Genomic DNA, 15884 nt, shown 5'->3' on the forward strand with positions numbered 1-15884 from the left:
CTATCTTTCGAAAGAAATACATAATTTTATGTGTATCCGAGCGCGCACAGGTGATTGTGACTGATTCGCTCAGGCAAGTCCTTCGCGATATATCATGGCGATGCTCCGGGTTGGGAACATGTACTTTTGTTATAACAAATGTGCTAGACCGATTGCAGTATGGGCAGTGGCCATCTATGCGCCGGCTATTGCCAGCTGAAATGGTATAAAGTGACCTCAACACTGCGCTCGTAGTCGAATATTTCTTGTAAAGTGGGGCTTCAAATAAGAATTCCTGAATATTTTTTAGTTCAGGAGGGGGGGAAGTTGTCATCTTAGTTCCTGTTCGTCCAACCCTGATCCGCAGAACATAGCATTCCACCAGCGATGTCTGCCATCCTTGGTGCCGAACTTTTTCTCACCGCAGTTGTGCAGCTACGCCGTAGAGGTTAATTTTTTCCCCAGAGGATTGCGCCCTAGGCACCCGCTTTGGGGCGTTTTTTGGTCAGTGCGATAGGTTGCGACATTTCGACCGCTACCCAAACCGCCCAATTGTTACCCCAGACGTTACCCCACAGCTAGCTCCCTCAAGCCCGTCTCGAGCGGGTTATGGCAACTAATTGCTTTTCTTGAGAGAATTGGCTCCGGCGGTAGGGATCGAACCTACGACCAATTGATTAACAGTCAACTGCTCTACCGCTGAGCTACGCCGGAACACCGTGGCTGCGTATAGCAACAGCGCTATGCGGCGTCCAGAGGGCGCGTCACAAATTTTTTCACTTGCCGGCGGTGGCGTAGAACGTGGCGTTTGCGCCCAGCTGACCGTCGGCTTGGGTCGCGCCTTTTCCCGTCAGATCAACGAGATGCGCCAATACGTTGCGGGTGGCGGCGGGCAGCAGAGATGCGGGCGTGTCCGTGTAGATGGCGGCGGCGATTTCGGCAGCGGTGGCGGGGGCGCGGGCGAGATGGGCGCGGATCTCGGCCTCGCGCGTTTCGCGGTGTGAGATGAGCCAGGCGATGCGGGCGGCTGGGTCTTCGACCGGGGCGCCGTGGCCGGGCAGCAGCCGCGCGGGGCGGCGCGTGGCGAGGCGCCGACAGGAGGCCATGAAATCGGTCAGGTCGCCATCGGGCGGCGAGACCAGCGAACTGGCCCAGCCCATGACGTGATCGCCGCTAAAGATCGCGTCGCCCCATGCGAAACAGAGGTGATTGCCGAAATGTCCGGGCGTCCAGAGCGCCTCGAGCCGCCAGTCGGGCCCCTCGACCGCGTCCTTGTCCCGCAAGCGGATGTCGGGGATGAAATCCCGGTCGACGCCTTCGCCTCCCGCGATCAGGCCATCTGCTGCGAGCCGGGTCATCACCGCGCTGCGCCCGGCGGTCGCGTCGCCGAAGGCGTGAACCTTCGCGCCGGTCCGCGCGGCGAGCGGGCGGGCGAGGGGGGAATGGTCCAGATGCGCGTGCGTGACGAAGATATGGGTGATCCGCCGCCCCGGCTCGATCGCCGCGAGGATCGCAGCCAGATGCGCCTCCAACGCCGGCCCCGGGTCGATCACCGCGATCTCCGTCCGTCCGAGCAGGTAGGTGTTGGTGCCGCGCCAGGTCATCGGGGAGGGGTTGGGCGCGAGGACGCGGCGCAGACCGGGGGCGATGCGGTCGGGCCGCCCCGGAACGGGGTCGAAGCCGATATCGTCGCTCATGCCGGTCCTCCCGTCAGCGGGCCCGCCGCGCGGCCCGTTTTTTTGCGCCCCGCATGACTGACGGCGCGGCCGGGTTCAAGATATGTTTCAAACTGCCCCCGAAACCCTCTAAGGCTTAACGCATGTCCTTCGCCTGGCTCAAACGGTATATGCCCCGCAGCCTCTACGGCCGCACCGCGCTGATCCTGCTTCTGCCGGTGATATCGGTGCTGGTCGTGGTCTCGGTCGTTTCCGTGCAGCGCATCTTCGAGGGCGTGAGCAAGCAGATGACCACCACGGTCGTGCGCGAGGTGCGGCTGGTGACCTCGGGCGATGATGGCGCCGACATCGCACGCGCGCTGCTCATCGAGGTGACGCCGATCGCGCCGGACGCCATTCCTGAAGAGGACTATCGGCGCTGGTATGACCTGAGCGGGATCGCGGTGATCCGCGAGTTCCACAGGCTGCTGCCGGGCCTGCGCGCCGTCGTCTTGCCGGGCGATGTCTGGGTCCGGCTCTATCTCGACACGGAGGACGGGCCGGTCGAGCTGCGCTTTGACCGCCGGCGCGTCTCGGCGGCGAACCCGCATCAATTGCTGGTGAACATGCTGATCTTCGGGGGGCTGATGACGGTCATCGCCTTCCTCTACCTGCGCGGCCAGCTTCGCCCGATCACCCGGCTGGCGAAAGCGGCGGCGGCCTTCGGGCGCGGCCAGATCGTGCCCTACCGGCCCGCCGGCGCGACCGAAGTTCGCGCGGCGGGGCTGGCCTTTCTCAACATGCGCGCCCGCATCGAGCGCCAGATCGAGCAGCGCACGATGATGCTCTCGGGGGTGAGCCACGATCTGCGCACGCCGCTCACCCGCTTGCGGCTGGGGCTCGAGATGATCGAGGACGAGGACCGCGACGCGATGCTGCGCGACGTGCGCGACATGGAGCGCCTGCTCGATGCGTTTCTCGCTTTCGCGCGCGACGCCGCCGAGGGCGAGGCTGCGCCGGTCGACCCCGTGGCGCTGGTCCGCCAGGTCGCCGAGGACGCGGCGCGCAGCAACCAGCCGGTGGCGCTGCACGAGGTCGAGGGCGAGGGCGAGATCTGCCTGCGCGAGGCGGGGATCCGCCGCGCGGTCGAGAATCTCGTGAATAACGCTGTCCGCTACGGCAGCCGCGCGGAGCTTTCGGTGCATCTCACCGCGCGGACGCTGCGCATCCGGGTCGAGGATGACGGACCCGGCATCCCGCCCGAGCAGCGCGAAGAGGCGGTGCGCGCCTTCGCCCGGCTCGAGCCCGCGCGCAACCAGGACAAGGGCAGCGGCGTGGGCCTCGGGCTGTCGATCGCCGCCGACGTGGCGCGCGCGCATGGCGGCAGCCTGCGGCTGGACCGCTCCGCACGGCTGGGCGGGCTTTGCGCCGATATCGTGATCTCCCGCTGAGCCGGCGCGGGGCGGGCGTGGCGGGCGCTTTGCCATTGCCCCGACGCAATGGATCGCCTCTTATGCGCCGCAACCTGACCGATCCAAGGACCGCGCCCCGCATGACCGCCCCGCCAGAGCACGAAACCGCGCCCTATCTGGGCCTTTCCTGGCGGGATGGCGCCGCGCAGATGCGCGGGCGGGCGCATTGGCGCTCGGACGGGCAGGCCGAGCTGGGGCAGGTCGGGCGGCTCTGGGCGCGCTGGGACTGGGACGGCGCGCGGCTCAGCGCCGAGGTCGACCCGTTCGGGTTCTTCAACCTCTTTCTCTACGAGAAAGAGGGCGAGATTGCGCTGTCGCCCTCGCTTCTGGAACTGGTCGCGCAGGGCTGCGATGCGGCGCCGGACCCGCTCGCGCTGGCGGTGTTTCACCGCATGGGCATCTTCATCCACGACGAAACGCCGCTGCGCCACGTCCGCACGCTGCCCCCCGGCGCGCGCGTGACCTGGGAGCGCGGAAAGCTGCGGATCACCGGCGGCGTTCCCGTCCCGCAAGAACAGCAGATCAGCCGCGAAGCGGCGGTCGAGGGGATGACGCATCATTTCCGCACTGCGATGGCGCGCATCCTCGAGAAGTGGGATGCGCCGCTGATCCTGCCGCTGAGCGGCGGGCGCGATTCTCGCCATATCCTGCTTGAGATGTTGCGCCAGGGGCGCCGTCCCGGCGCCTGCGTCACCTTTCACCACAACGGCGCGGCCATGAACGCCGAGGCGTTGGCCGCGCGCGCCGTCGCCGAAAGGGCCGGGATACGCCATAATGTGCTGGGCCACGCGCGGCCCCGGCTCGCCGACGCCATCCGCGCGCTGGTCATGACTGACCTCTGCGCCGAGGAACACGCGCAGATGATGCCGCTGCATGACTACGTGTTGGACCGGGGCGGCGCGGCGTTTGACGGGATCGCCGGCGACATCCTGACCAACCCCGACAACGACGCCGAGCAGTTTTATCGGCTGGCGCAGGCCGGCGATTTCATCGGCATCGCGAGCGGCCTGGTCGAAGGGCATGGCCGCGTCATTTCCCAGCCCGGATGGGGCCGGGGGGCCGGACCGCTCTGGTCGCCGGGGCGCGACGAGGAGGTGGTCGAGCATATCGGGCGCGCGGTTGCGGCCTATGCGGACGCGCCCGATCCCTACCAGGTGTTCTGGATGTACCACCGCACGAGGCGCGAGATAAACTTCGTTCCGCAGGCCATTCTTGGTAAAGCGGAAATCGTGTTCTGCCCCTATCTCGACCCGGATTTCGCCCGGTTCTGCATGTCGCTGCCCTACACGGTCACGCGCGACCAGATGTTGCACGACGACGTGATCGCGCGGGCCTATCCCGATTACGCCGACATCCCCTTTGCCGAAGGTTTCGCGGCGCCGCCGCCACGGGGCGGTTCGCTCACGCACAAGCTGCGCAGCGCGCGCGACGTGCTGTCGCTGACGCGTGCCTTCGGCAACGTGCCGGGCGGTGCGCGCGCGCTGATGGGAGAGCCGGCAAAGCTGCGGCGCGGTCCGGACATGATGTATCGCCTGCACGCCGCCGCCATGGAGGGGCTGGACGCGGCGCGCGCGCGCCATCTGCTCGACCTTGCCGCCGCGCTTGAGCGCGCGCGCCCCAAACGGCTGATCTCCGATGCGCTTTGAAGGGGGGACGCGATGATTCTGGCGCGGATCGGGACGCGGCTGCGCCAGCAGATATACGCCCGCCAGCGCGCGGGCGCGTTCCAACGCCCGTTCGACGCAGGCGCGTCCCGTCGCCTGCTGCTGCTCGCGGTCGATCACCGCATCCCGCAGAGCCAGTATTACCCGTTCCACCATTATGCCCGCGATTTCCGCGACCGCCTGGATTGCGATATCCGTGAGGTGGGAATGGAGGAATACGGTCGCTCGGCGTCACATCCAGAAGACGCCACAACAGTCTGTTACCAATCGCATTTCGACATGTCCGATGCGGTGCTCGCCCGCGATATGGCCGCCATCCGCGCGCGCAATCCCGAGGCGCGGATAATCTATATGGACTGGTTCGCGCCCACCGATCTGCGCATGGCCGCGCGCGTGGCCCCGCATGTGGACGGCTACCTGACCAAGCACCTTCTGCGCGACCGCGCGCGCTACGATCTGCCGACCTATGGCGACACGACCTTGATGGACTATTACGGCCGGCGCTTCGGGCTCGACCACGAGGAGCGACAGTTCCCGATACCCGACGGGTTCTGGAAGACACTGCACCTAGGCCCGTCCTTCGCGACGGCGGATTTCATGCTGCCCGCATTCCTGCGCGGCAAACGCCCGGGTGGCGTCCGCCCCATCGACCTGCACGCGCGGATCGCGGTCGAGGGCACGCCCTGGTATGCGGCGATGCGCGCCGAGTGCGCCAGCGCCGTGGCCGCGCTTGACGGCGTGCGCTGCGTCACCGGAACCGGCATCCGGCATGGCCGTTTCCTGCGCGAGTTGCGCGCGTCCAAGGTCTGTTTCTCGCCCTTCGGTTACGGTGAGGTCTGCTGGCGAGACTACGAGGCGGTGATGACCGGCGCGGTGCTGCTCAAGCAGGACATGAGCCACGTGATGACCGATCCGGACATCTTTGCGCCGGATGAGACATACGTGCCAGTGCGCTGGGATCTCTCGGATTTCGCCGAGCGCCTCGAATGGATCCTGCGCGACGACGCGGCGCGCGCGCGTATCGCCTGCGCGGCGTTCGAGAGGCTGCGCGACTACGCCCGTTCGCGCCGCTTCATAGACCAGATGGCGCCGGTGATCGGAGCATGACAATGCGCCTCCCCGACCTTCCCCCCCTCGACGCGGTGGTGATCGGCCGCAACGAGGGCGCGCGCCTCGACGCCTGCCTCGCCTCGCTCCGCGGGCAGGTGCGGCGGCTCGTCTATGTCGACAGTGGCTCAACCGACAGCAGCGTGGAGGCGGCGCGCACGGCCGGCGCGGAGGTGGTCGCGCTCGACATGGACCGGCCTTTCACCGCCGCGCGGGCGCGCAACGCGGGGCTGGCGCGGCTGGCGGGCGACGGGTTCGTCATGCTGGTCGACGGCGACTGCACCGTCGCGCCCGGCTGGCTGGGGCAGGCGGCGGAGCACCTCGCCGCGCATCCCGACACGGCGGTGGTCTGCGGACGGCGGCGCGAGATTGCGCCGCACGCCAGCGTCTACAACCGGCTGATCGACATGGAATGGGATGGGCCGCCGGGGATGGTCAGGGCCTGCGGGGGTGACGCGATGATGCGTCAGGACGCGCTGCGCGCAGTGGGTGGTTTCAACGCCGCGCTGATCGCCGGCGAGGAACCGGAGCTCTGCCTGCGGCTGCGCCGCGCCGGCTGGGAGGTCCACCGCCTCGACGCAGAGATGACGCGCCACGACGCGGCGATCACGCGCTTTGGCCAGTGGTGGCGGCGCACGCGCCGCGCGGGGCACGCCTTTGCCGAGGGCGCGGCGCTGCATGGCGCGCCCCCCGACCGGCACTGGGTGACGGAGACGCGGCGCGCTCTTTTCTGGGGCGCCGCACTGCCCCTCGCCATCCTGCTTCTAAGCTTCCTCAGCGCGCATGCGCTCTGGCTGCTGCTGATCTACCCGGCGCAGGTGGCGCGACTGGCGCTGCGGCGCGGAGACTGGGCCTGGGGGGTCTTCACCGTACTGGGCAAGGTCGCCGAGGCGCAGGGCGCGCTTGGCTACTACCTTGGACGGCTGCGCGGGCGGCGCAGGGAACTGATCGAATACAGGTGAGCTCAGCGCCGCCTCTGCCTGACCGCCTGCCCAAGCAACTCGGGCAGGATCGTCAAACACCTTGCGTAGCGCGGAATCATCCGGCGCGGATCGCCCGCCGCGCGCCACAGCCATTCGAACGCCAGCGCACGCACCGCGCGCGGCGCCCGCTTCTGGCCTCCGCCGAGGAAATCGAGCCCGGCCCCCACCGATGCGAACCCCACCGATGGCGCAAGCCCGCGGCCCCGCGCCGCCAGCCGCTCCTGTTTCGGCGCCCCGAGCGCGAGGAAACAGAGCCCCGCGCCGGACGCCTCGACTTCGCGCAGGATCTCCGCCGCCGCCTCGCTGTCGGGGTCGAACCCCATCGGCGGCGCATGCAGCAAGACCACCGAAAGCGCAGGCATGTCGCGGCAGAGCGCCGCGCGCGCCTTTTCGAGAACGTCCTGCGTGCTGCCGAGCAACGCGACCGTGCGGCCCTCCTGCGCGGCGAGTCGGCAGAGCGGCTCCACGAGGTCGGAACCCGGCAACAGTTCTACCGGGTCGCCTGCGATCCAGGAGAGCCACGCCACCGGCCGTCCGTCCGCGACGACGATGTCCTTCGTCGCGTAGGCCGCGGCGAAGGCCGGGTCGCCGCGCAGCTTGACCAGATGGTCGAGGTTCAGCGTCGCCAGCGCGAAGCCCCGCCGCGCGCGCAGCGCCGCGCGCACCGCCTCCAACAGCGCCGCGCGGGTGGCGATGTTGATCCGCACCGCGCTGTCGCCTTGGGTGAACTGCAAGCCGGGACTCCGAAAAATGGCGTGTCGCCACCGGTCTAGCGTCCGCCCGGACAATCGCAAGGGGTAAAAGCCCGGGGCGCGTTCGGTGACGGGCGACAAGGCCGCGAACCCGTGCTACCCTGCGCCGAGCGCGGCCCGAGACCGCCGACCCAGAGCAGACCGACCCCATCGATGCCCAACGCGCTTGCCTACCTGATGCTGATGACCTGGCCGCTGGTCTGCGTCGCCCTGTTCATCCGCCTCACCCCCGAGCGGGCGATCATCTGGAGCATCCTCGGCGGTTATCTCCTGCTGCCGCAGCGGGCCGAGTTCGACCTGCCGCTGGTGCCGGACATGACCAAGATTTCGATCCCCAATATCTGCGCCTTCGTCCTCTGCGTCTGGTTCCTGAAGAAACCGGTGTCGTTCTGGCCCTCGGGCTGGACCATGCGTCTGCTTTTACTGGCGTTCTTCCTCGGCGTGGTGCCGACGGTGCTGACCAATGGCGACGCCATCGTGTTCAAGCTGATGGGCCATACGGAGCCGATCGTCTTCTCGGAGGCGGCGCTGCCGGGCCTGGGGCTGCGCGACCTGCTGTCGATCGTGATCAACCAGTTCATCACCGTGCTGCCGTTCTTCCTCGCGCGCCGCTGGCTCAGCTCCGAGACCGGGCTGCGCGAACTTCTTTACGCGCTGGTGGTCGGGGCGCTGATCTACTCGATCCCCGCTCTGATCGAGATCCGGCTCAGCCCGCAGATGAACATCTGGTTCTACGGATTCTTCCAGCATGATTTCGAACAGATGATGCGCGGCGGCGGTTTCCGCCCGCTGGTCTTCTTGCCGCACGCGCTGTGGCTGGCGTTCTTCGTGATGAGCGCGGCGATGGCCGCGCTCGCGCTCGGGCGGGAAGAGGCGGGGCCGCGGCGCGCCCGGTTCTTCGCGGCCGCGCTCTACCTTCTGATCCTTCTGGTGCTGTGCAAGAGCCTCGCCTCGATGCTCTACGCCGCCGCGCTGACGCCGCTTCTGCTGATTGCGAACGCGCGAATGCAGATCCGCGTCGCGCTGCTCTTTGCGCTCATCGCGGTGATCTATCCGGTGCTGCGGGAAAACGGGGTGATCCCGCTCGACGCGGTGCTCGAGCAGGCCGAGGCGATCAGCCCCGAGCGCGCGCACTCGCTGGGCTTTCGTTTCGACAACGAGGAGGCGCTGCTCGAGCGCGCGCATGACAGGCGGCTGTTCGGCTGGGGCGGCTGGGGGCGCAACCTGGTGCACGACATCCACACCGGCGAAATTCTGAGCATTCCGGACGGCGAATGGATCATCGTGTTCGGCACCTTCGGCTGGGTCGGCTACATCAGCCAGATGGGCCTACTGGGCGGACCGCTCGTGCTGCTGTGGTGGGCGCTGCGCCGGGCGCCTGCGATCCAGGCGCCGCCCTACGTGTCCGCCCTTGCCCTGCTGCTTGCGATCACGCTGATCGACATGCTGCTGAACGCCATCCTGACGCCCTACACCTGGCTCATGGCGGGGGCGATCCTCGGCTGCGCCGAGCGGCTGAGCGTGTCCGCGCCCGACCTCGATCCCGCGCCAGCTGCGGCGAAGGCGCGGCGGCGCACCGTGATGGGCTGAGCCGTCGGCGCCGGCGAGGGCAGGCTGCGAGAATCACGGCGAAAAACCGGAATTGTTGACGATTCTCGGCTAATCTGTTTCCGCCATGACGCTTTGTCGCCCGCCCTGCTTCAAACATATTCTTGCCACAATCTGACGTTTTTAGTTAAATCAGAGGGTTGCGAGCGGTTTCTCATTTGCCGCGCTGCACGGGCTTCGTGCAATTTTTCCCCGCTGCTATTACAGTGTCGGCAGGAATCTGCCGTCTGCGTCCCCTTGGAGTCTCTGCCGCCAATGTCTCGCCCCGCCGCCAAGTCTTCCTCGGGCGACATCGCCATCGTCGGCATGGCGCTCGCCGTGCCCGGCGCGAGGGATGTGGACGCGTTCTGGCGCAACCTCGCCGCCGGGGTCGAGAGCATCGAGCCCCAGGACGAGGAGACGCTGATCGCCGCCGGCGAAACACCCGCGCGCCTGCGTCAGAAGAATTACGTGCCGGTCGCCGCGCCGCTTGACGGCTACGCCGATTTCGACGCCGAATTCTTCGGCTTCGGCCCCAAGGAGGCGGCGATCCTCGACCCGCAGCACCGCAAGTTCCTCGAAGTGAGCTGGCAGGCGTTGGAGCAGGCCGGCCACGCGCCACGCAGCTTTGGGGGCCGGATCGCCGTTTACGCGGGCTGCGGCATGGGCAGCTATTTCTATTTCAACATCTGTTCCAACCCCGGGCTGGTGGACGATGTGGGCATGTTCCTGCTGCGACATACCGGCAACGACAAGGATTTCCTGAGCACCCGCGTCAGCCACGTCTTCGATCTCAAGGGCCCGAGCGTGACCATGCAGACGGCGTGCAGCACATCGCTGGTCGCGATCCACCATGCTCGGGCGGCGTTGATGAACGGCGAATGCGACATGGCGCTGGCAGGCGGCGTCACGATCGAGCTGCCGCAGGGGCGCGGCTATCTCTTCAAGGAGAACGAAATACTGTCGCCCGACGGCCACTGCCACGCCTTCGATCATCGCGCACAGGGCACTGTCTTCGGCTCGGGCGCGGGCGCGGTGGCGCTGCGCCGGCTCGAGGACGCGGTGGCGGACGGCGATCACATCTGGGCCGTCATCAGGGGCAGCGCCATCAACAACGACGGCGCCGCCAAGGCCGGCTACCTCGCACCGAGCGTCGACGGGCAGGCCGCCGCCGTCACCGCCGCGCTTAAGGATGCGAACGTTCCCGCCGACAGCATCGGCTATGTCGAATGCCACGGCACCGGCACCTATCTGGGCGACCCGATCGAGGTCGCCGCACTGACGGAAGCCTACAGAACCCAGACGCAAGCGACGGATTTCTGCCGCATCGGGTCGGTCAAGACCAATATCGGTCATCTCGACACCGCCGCGGGGGTGGTCAGCCTCATCAAGACCGCGCTCAGCCTGCACCACGCGCAGATCCCGCCCAGCCTCGGCTTCGAAGCGCCGAACCCCACGATCGACTTCGAGACCAGCCCCTTTCGCGTCAACGCCGCGCTGACGGACTGGCCGGCGGGCGCCGCGCCGCGCCGGGCCGGGGTCAACTCGCTCGGCGTGGGCGGCACCAACGCGCATGTCGTGCTCGAGCAGGCGCCGGCGCGCGCCGTCTCCGAAGAACCCGACTTTCCCTTCCACGTGCTTTGCCTCTCGGGGCGAAGCAAGGCCGCGCTCGACGCCAACGCCGCTGCCCTTGCCGCCCATCTGCGCGCCCATCCCGACCAGCCGCTGGCGGATGTCGCATGGACGCTGAAGGAGGGACGCGAGGGTTTCGACAAGCGCCGCGTGCTGGTGGCCGAAACCCACGAGGACGCGGCGGCGCTGCTGGACTCGGCCGACCCGCAGCGCATCTTCACCCATGACCGGCTGGGCGCGCGCCCCGAGGTGGTGTTCATGTTCCCCGGGGGCGGCGCGCAGTATCCCGGCATGGCGCGCGACCTCTACGAGACCGAGCCGGTCTTTGCCGAGTGGATGGATCGCGGCTTTGCGCATCTGGAGCCGCAGCTCGATTACGACATCCGCGCGCTCTGGCTGCCCGAACCGGGGCAGGAGGAGGCCGCGGCCAATGCGCTGCGCAAGCCCTCGGTGCAATTGCCGCTCATCATGATCACCGAATACGCGCTGGCCCAACTCTGGATGAGCTGGGGCGTGCGCCCGGCCGCGCTGGTCGGGCATTCGATGGGCGAGAACACCGCCGCCTGCCTCGCCGGGGTGATGCGGTTCGAGGATTGCATCGACCTCGTGCTGCTGCGCGGGCGGCTCTTCGACAGTGTCCCGGCGGGCGGGATGCTGAGCGTGTCGCTGCCGCTTGCCGAACTGGAGCCGCTGATCGGCGAGGATCTCGACATCGCAAGCGTCAATGCCCCAGGCCTCTGCGCGGTATCGGGGTCGAACGCGGCACTCGAGGAGCTGGCGGCGCGGCTCGAGTCGGCGGAGATCGATCACCAGCGCGTCGCCATCGACATCGCCGCGCATTCCCGGATGCTCGCCCCGATCCTCGGTGAATTCCGCGCCTTCCTGCAAGGGCTCGACCTGCGCCCGCCGCAGATTCCGTTCGCCTCCAACCGTAGCGGCGCGCCGATCACCGACGCACAGGCGATGGACCCCGAATACTGGGTGCAACAGCTGCGCAATACCGTGCATTTCGCGCAATGCATCGACACGCTCGCCACGTCCGACCGGGTGTTCCTCGAGGTCGGGCCGGGCAAGGCGCTCAGTTCGCTCGCGCAGATGTCCGAGGCGCTCAAGCCCGGGCAAGTGATGAGCACGCTGCGCCATCCTGATCACGCAATCGCGGACGACGCTTATTTTCTCGGCGTGATCGGGCGGCTCTGGGCCTGCGGGCTTGACGCCGACTGGGGCCAGATATGGGGCGAGGCGCGGCGCAACCGCGTGTTGCTGCCCGGCTACCAGTTCCAGCGCAGCCGCTACTTCATCGAGCCCGCCGCCGCCGCGCCCGCGCAGGAGGCGCTGGCGCGCACCGAGGATATGTCCGACTGGGGCTACCGGCCCGTGTGGCGTCCCGCGCTTGCGCCCTGCGAATTCGAGGTCGCAAGCGATCTCGGCCCGCCGCTCGACTGGCTCATCTTCGCGGACGAGGCCGGCGTCGCGCAACCCGTCATCGACGCGCTGCGCGCCGGCGGGCATTTCATGAGCGTGGTGCGCTCGGGCGACAGTTTCCGACGGCGCGGGCCAGGGGATTACGTGCTGTCGCCCGAACAGGGCCGTGAGGGCTACGAGGCGTTGTTGTCCGCGCTCGCTAGCGAAGGGCGGCTGCCCGATCGGATCGCGCATTTCTGGCTGGTGACCGCGCAGGAAACCTACCGCCCCGGCAGCAGCTTTCATGACCGCAACATGGAGCACGGCTTTCTCAGCCTCCTGCATCTCGCGCAGGCGATGGGCGGCGCCGCGATGCCCGACGCCTGCCACCTCAGCGTGATCGCCAACGGCGCGGTGCAGGTCCGCGACGAGCCGCTGAACCACCCCGAGAAGGCCTGCGCGCTCGGCCCCGTGGGCGTGATCCCGCGCGAGTTTCCGAACGTCACCGCAGCGCTGCTCGATATCGAACTGCCCCCCGCAGCGCCGCCGCGCAGACTGCTGCGCCGGGCGGCGGCGGCGGACGACCTCGCGCCAAGGCTGCTCGAGGATCTGCTGGCCGAGCCGACAAACGACATCGCCGCCCTGCGCGGGGCGCGGCGGTTCACCCAGGCGCTGCGGCCCGCGCCGCTTGCCGCCACACCGGACGCAGCACCACTCAAGCAGGGGGGAACCTATCTTGTCACCGGTGGGCTCGGCGGGATCGGCATGGCGATCGCGCGCGACCTCGCGCGGGGCTGCGCGGCCAATATCGTGCTCCTGTCGCGCAGCCCGCTGCCCGAGCGGGGCGACTGGGACTCCGTCCCGTCCACCAGCCGCGCGGGCGCGCGCATCGCGGCCCTTCGCGGGATCGAAGACCTCGGCGGGCAGGTCATGACGCTCGAGGCGGACGTGACAGACATCGCCCGGATGCAGGAGGCGCGCGCGCAGATCCTTGACCGCTTCGGCAGGCTCGACGGGATATTCCACGCCGCCGGACGCATCGACGACGCGCCGATCCTCGCCAAGGACGACGCGGGCGTGGCCAACGTCCTCGCCCCCAAGATCGGCGGGCTGCGGGTGCTCGACGCGGTGTTCCCGGATGGCGATGTCGACCTCATGGTGCTGTTCTCTTCGACCAGCACCTGGACCCGCCCCGCCGGGCAGGCCGATTACGTCGCCGCCAACGCCTATCTTGACGCCTACGCCGCGTCGCGCCGGGGCGGGGCCACGAGGGTGGTGGCGATCGACTGGGGCGTCTGGGCCGATACCGGCATGGCGGCGCAGGCGATGGCCGCGCGCATGGGCGACACGACCCAGCCGCAGGAGGTCGACGCGCCGCTGCTGGCCGGGATCCGCACCGACGCCGGGGGCGCGCATCGCCTGACCGGCGCGCTCGACGCCGCAGACGACTGGGTGCTCGCGGAGCACCGGACGCGCGGCGGCCAGGTGCTGCTGCCCGGCGCCGGGGTGGTCGAGCTGGCCGCAGAGGCGCTGCGCGCCGCGGACGGCGCGGGCGCGTTCGAGATCTCCGATCTCTACTTCCTGCGCCCCTTCGACGTGGCTCCGGACGCCGCGCGCGCCTTCGAGCTGACCCTTGCCCCCGAAGGCGGCGGCTACCGATTCGAGATGCGCGGCGCCGTCACCCGTGACGGGCGCGAGGGCAGCGTCGCCACCGCCGAGGCGCATATCCGCCCGATAACCGGCGGCGCCCCTCGGGTCGACCTCGCGCAGATCGAGGCGCGCTGCGCCGATACGCTGCCCGCGCCCTTCGCCTCGCCGCAGGAGGCGCATCTTGATTTCGGGCCGCGCTGGCGGGTGGTCGAGCGCGCCGCTTTCGGCGCGGGCGAGGGGATCGCGCGGCTGGCGCTGCCCGGCGCGGCGGCGGGCGACATTGAGGCTGGCTTCCTCGCGCATCCCGCGCTTCTCGACCTCGCGACCGGCTGGGCCATCGCGCTGCACGGCGATTACGACGCGGACCATCTCTGGGTGCCCGCGGGCTATGGCGCCGTGCGGCTCCACGCGCCCTTGCCGGCCGAGATCGCAAGCTGGGTGCGGCTCGCCCCCGGCTCCGAGGGCGGCACGGCGGTGTTCGATATCGTGCTGACCCGACCGGATGGCGAGGTCCTGTGCGAAATCGAGGCGTTCCAGATGCGCCGCGTCGCCGCCGACGCGCTCGGGCGGGCGCAGCAGATCGCGGCGCGCGACATCCGCTTCGACGATGCGGCGGAGGATGTCGCGCCGCTCTCGCCCGGCGAGGCGCGGCTGTTGCATCACGTCTCGCTCGGCATCGGCGCCGAGGAGGGGCCCGAGGCGCTGCGCCGCGCGCTTGCCGGGCCGCTCGACCGGGTCGCCATATCCTCGATCGCCCTTCCTGCGCTGATCGAAGAGGCCGGCCGAACCGACGCCAACCCCGCGGAGGCCGCCCAGAGCTTTGAGCGCCCCGACCTCGACGGCGATTACGTCGCGCCCGCACCGGGGCTGGAAAGCGCGCTGGCCGAAACCTGGTCCGGGCTGCTCGGCGTGGGGCAGGTGGGGGCGCAGGACAGCTTCTTCGACCTTGGCGGGCATTCCCTGTTGGCGGTGCGGCTTTTCGCGCAGATCAGGCGCGACCACGGCGTGCAATTCCCGCTCTCGGTGCTGTTCGAGGCGCCGACCATCGCCGCGCTGGCGGCGCGCATCGCGGCGGAGACCGGCTGCGAAAGCGACGCCGCGTCCGACGCGTTGCCCGCCACGCCGGACGCCCCCGAGCAACGCCACCTCGTCGCGCTGCACCCGGACATGTCGGGCGGCAGGACGCCGTTCTTCGTCGTGGCAGGCATGTTCGGCAACGTATTGAATTTGCGGCATCTCGCGCTTCTGATGGGACGTGAGCGTCCGGTTTGGGGCCTGCAGGCGCGCGGGCTGATCGGGGAGGAGGCGCCGCATGACACGATTGAGGCCGCTGCCGCCGACTACATCAAGGAGATGCGCGGCGTGCAGCCCGAGGGGCCTTATTACATTGGCGGATTCTCGGGCGGGGGGATTACGGCGCTGGAGATTGCGCAGCAATTGACGGCGGCGGGCGAAGAGGTGCGGATGCTGGCCATGCTCGACACGCCGCTGCCGGTGCGGCCGGCATTAACACGGCGCGACAAGGCGCTGATAAAGATGCAGGAATTGCGTCGCAAGGGACCGGGCTACCTGGTCGAATGGGCGCGCAACCGTATCGCGTGGGAAGTGACGAAACGCCGTGGCGGGCAGGCGATCGAGGAGACCGGCGGGTTCAATAACGTGCGGATCGAACAGGCCTTCCGTACGGCAGTCGCCGCCTATGAGGTGACGCGCTGGGACGGGCCGCTGACGCTCTTCCGGCCCCGGCTCGACCGGCATTGGAAGGTCTCGGGCGGCAACTGGGTGAGCGCGGAGCGCGAGTATGTTTTCGCCGATAATCAGTGGACCCGGTTCGCCTCGCGCACGCAGGTGATCGAGGTGCCGGGCGATCATGACAGCATGGTGCTCGTGCCCAACGTGGCGGTGCTGGCGCGCCATCTCGACGCGCTGGCGCGCGCCGCCGATGCAGAGGCCCGCGCGGGCGCGCCCGGCTGGCCCGGCCGGACGGCGGCGGAGTAGG

General features: G+C 68.8%; 8 protein-coding genes and 1 tRNA gene. 6 read left to right on the top strand and 3 right to left on the bottom strand.

Going from position 1 to position 15884, the window contains the following annotated elements; all coding sequences use genetic code 11:
* Positions 1–618: 618 nt before the first annotated feature.
* Both D6850_RS05125 and D6850_RS05130 read right to left on the bottom strand, forming a co-directional pair.
* A tRNA-Asn gene (locus D6850_RS05125) sits at positions 619–693 on the bottom strand.
* Positions 694–755: 62 nt separating this feature from the next.
* Positions 756–1676 (bottom strand): MBL fold metallo-hydrolase, encoded by a 921-nt coding sequence (locus D6850_RS05130; RefSeq protein WP_121164397.1) that lies wholly within the window; start codon positions 1674–1676, stop codon positions 756–758.
* Positions 1677–1798: 122 nt separating this feature from the next.
* On the opposite strand from D6850_RS05130, the gene D6850_RS05135 reads away from it, so the two are divergent.
* The 4 genes from D6850_RS05135 to D6850_RS05150 all read left to right on the top strand — a co-directional run bounded on the left by D6850_RS05135 (position 1799) and on the right by D6850_RS05150 (position 6839).
* Positions 1799–3085, top strand: coding sequence for an ATP-binding protein (locus D6850_RS05135; protein WP_121164399.1), 1287 nt, complete (start codon positions 1799–1801; stop codon positions 3083–3085).
* A 101-nt stretch (positions 3086–3186) separates the two neighbouring features.
* Complete coding sequence (locus D6850_RS05140; protein ID WP_147438865.1) at positions 3187–4752, top strand: asparagine synthetase B family protein; 1566 nt, start codon at positions 3187–3189, stop codon at positions 4750–4752.
* Between the two features lie 12 nt (positions 4753–4764).
* Positions 4765–5877 carry a glycosyltransferase family protein gene (locus D6850_RS05145; protein WP_121164403.1) on the top strand — a complete coding sequence of 371 codons (1113 nt, stop codon included), beginning with the start codon at positions 4765–4767 and terminating at the stop codon, positions 5875–5877.
* Positions 5874–6839: a glycosyltransferase gene (locus D6850_RS05150; RefSeq protein ID WP_245964097.1), complete on the top strand. Its 966-nt coding sequence runs from the start codon at positions 5874–5876 to the stop codon at positions 6837–6839. Before D6850_RS05145 ends, D6850_RS05150 begins: the two co-directional genes overlap by 4 nt.
* 2 nt (positions 6840–6841) lie before the next feature.
* Here D6850_RS05150 and D6850_RS05155 read toward each other — a convergent pair whose 3' ends face one another.
* Positions 6842–7594 carry a WecB/TagA/CpsF family glycosyltransferase gene (locus D6850_RS05155; RefSeq protein ID WP_121164407.1) on the bottom strand — a complete coding sequence of 251 codons (753 nt, stop codon included), beginning with the start codon at positions 7592–7594 and terminating at the stop codon, positions 6842–6844.
* A 171-nt stretch (positions 7595–7765) separates the two neighbouring features.
* Here D6850_RS05155 and D6850_RS05160 point away from each other — a divergent pair, with 171 nt between their 5' ends.
* Complete coding sequence (locus D6850_RS05160; RefSeq protein WP_121164409.1) at positions 7766–9202, top strand: hypothetical protein; 1437 nt, start codon at positions 7766–7768, stop codon at positions 9200–9202.
* A gap of 273 nt (positions 9203–9475) precedes the next feature.
* Entirely contained in the window at positions 9476–15883 is a 6408-nt protein-coding gene (locus tag D6850_RS05165) for a type I polyketide synthase (protein WP_121164411.1), read from the top strand.
* Position 15884 lies beyond the last annotated feature (1 nt).

The organism is Roseovarius spongiae (assembly GCF_003651245.1).
In the GTDB taxonomy this organism is placed as follows: domain Bacteria; phylum Pseudomonadota; class Alphaproteobacteria; order Rhodobacterales; family Rhodobacteraceae; genus Roseovarius; species Roseovarius spongiae.

Coding starts and splice junctions, on each gene's coding strand:
- D6850_RS05165 (WP_121164411.1), top strand. CDS start 9,476: ATGTCTCGCCCCGCCGCCAAGTCTTCCTCGGGCGACATCGCCATCGTC.
- D6850_RS05130 (WP_121164397.1), bottom strand. CDS start 1,676: ATGAGCGACGATATCGGCTTCGACCCCGTTCCGGGGCGGCCCGACCGC.
- D6850_RS05160 (WP_121164409.1), top strand. CDS start 7,766: ATGCCCAACGCGCTTGCCTACCTGATGCTGATGACCTGGCCGCTGGTC.
- D6850_RS05145 (WP_121164403.1), top strand. CDS start 4,765: ATGATTCTGGCGCGGATCGGGACGCGGCTGCGCCAGCAGATATACGCC.
- D6850_RS05140 (WP_147438865.1), top strand. CDS start 3,187: ATGACCGCCCCGCCAGAGCACGAAACCGCGCCCTATCTGGGCCTTTCC.
- D6850_RS05135 (WP_121164399.1), top strand. CDS start 1,799: ATGTCCTTCGCCTGGCTCAAACGGTATATGCCCCGCAGCCTCTACGGC.
- D6850_RS05150 (WP_245964097.1), top strand. CDS start 5,874: ATGACAATGCGCCTCCCCGACCTTCCCCCCCTCGACGCGGTGGTGATC.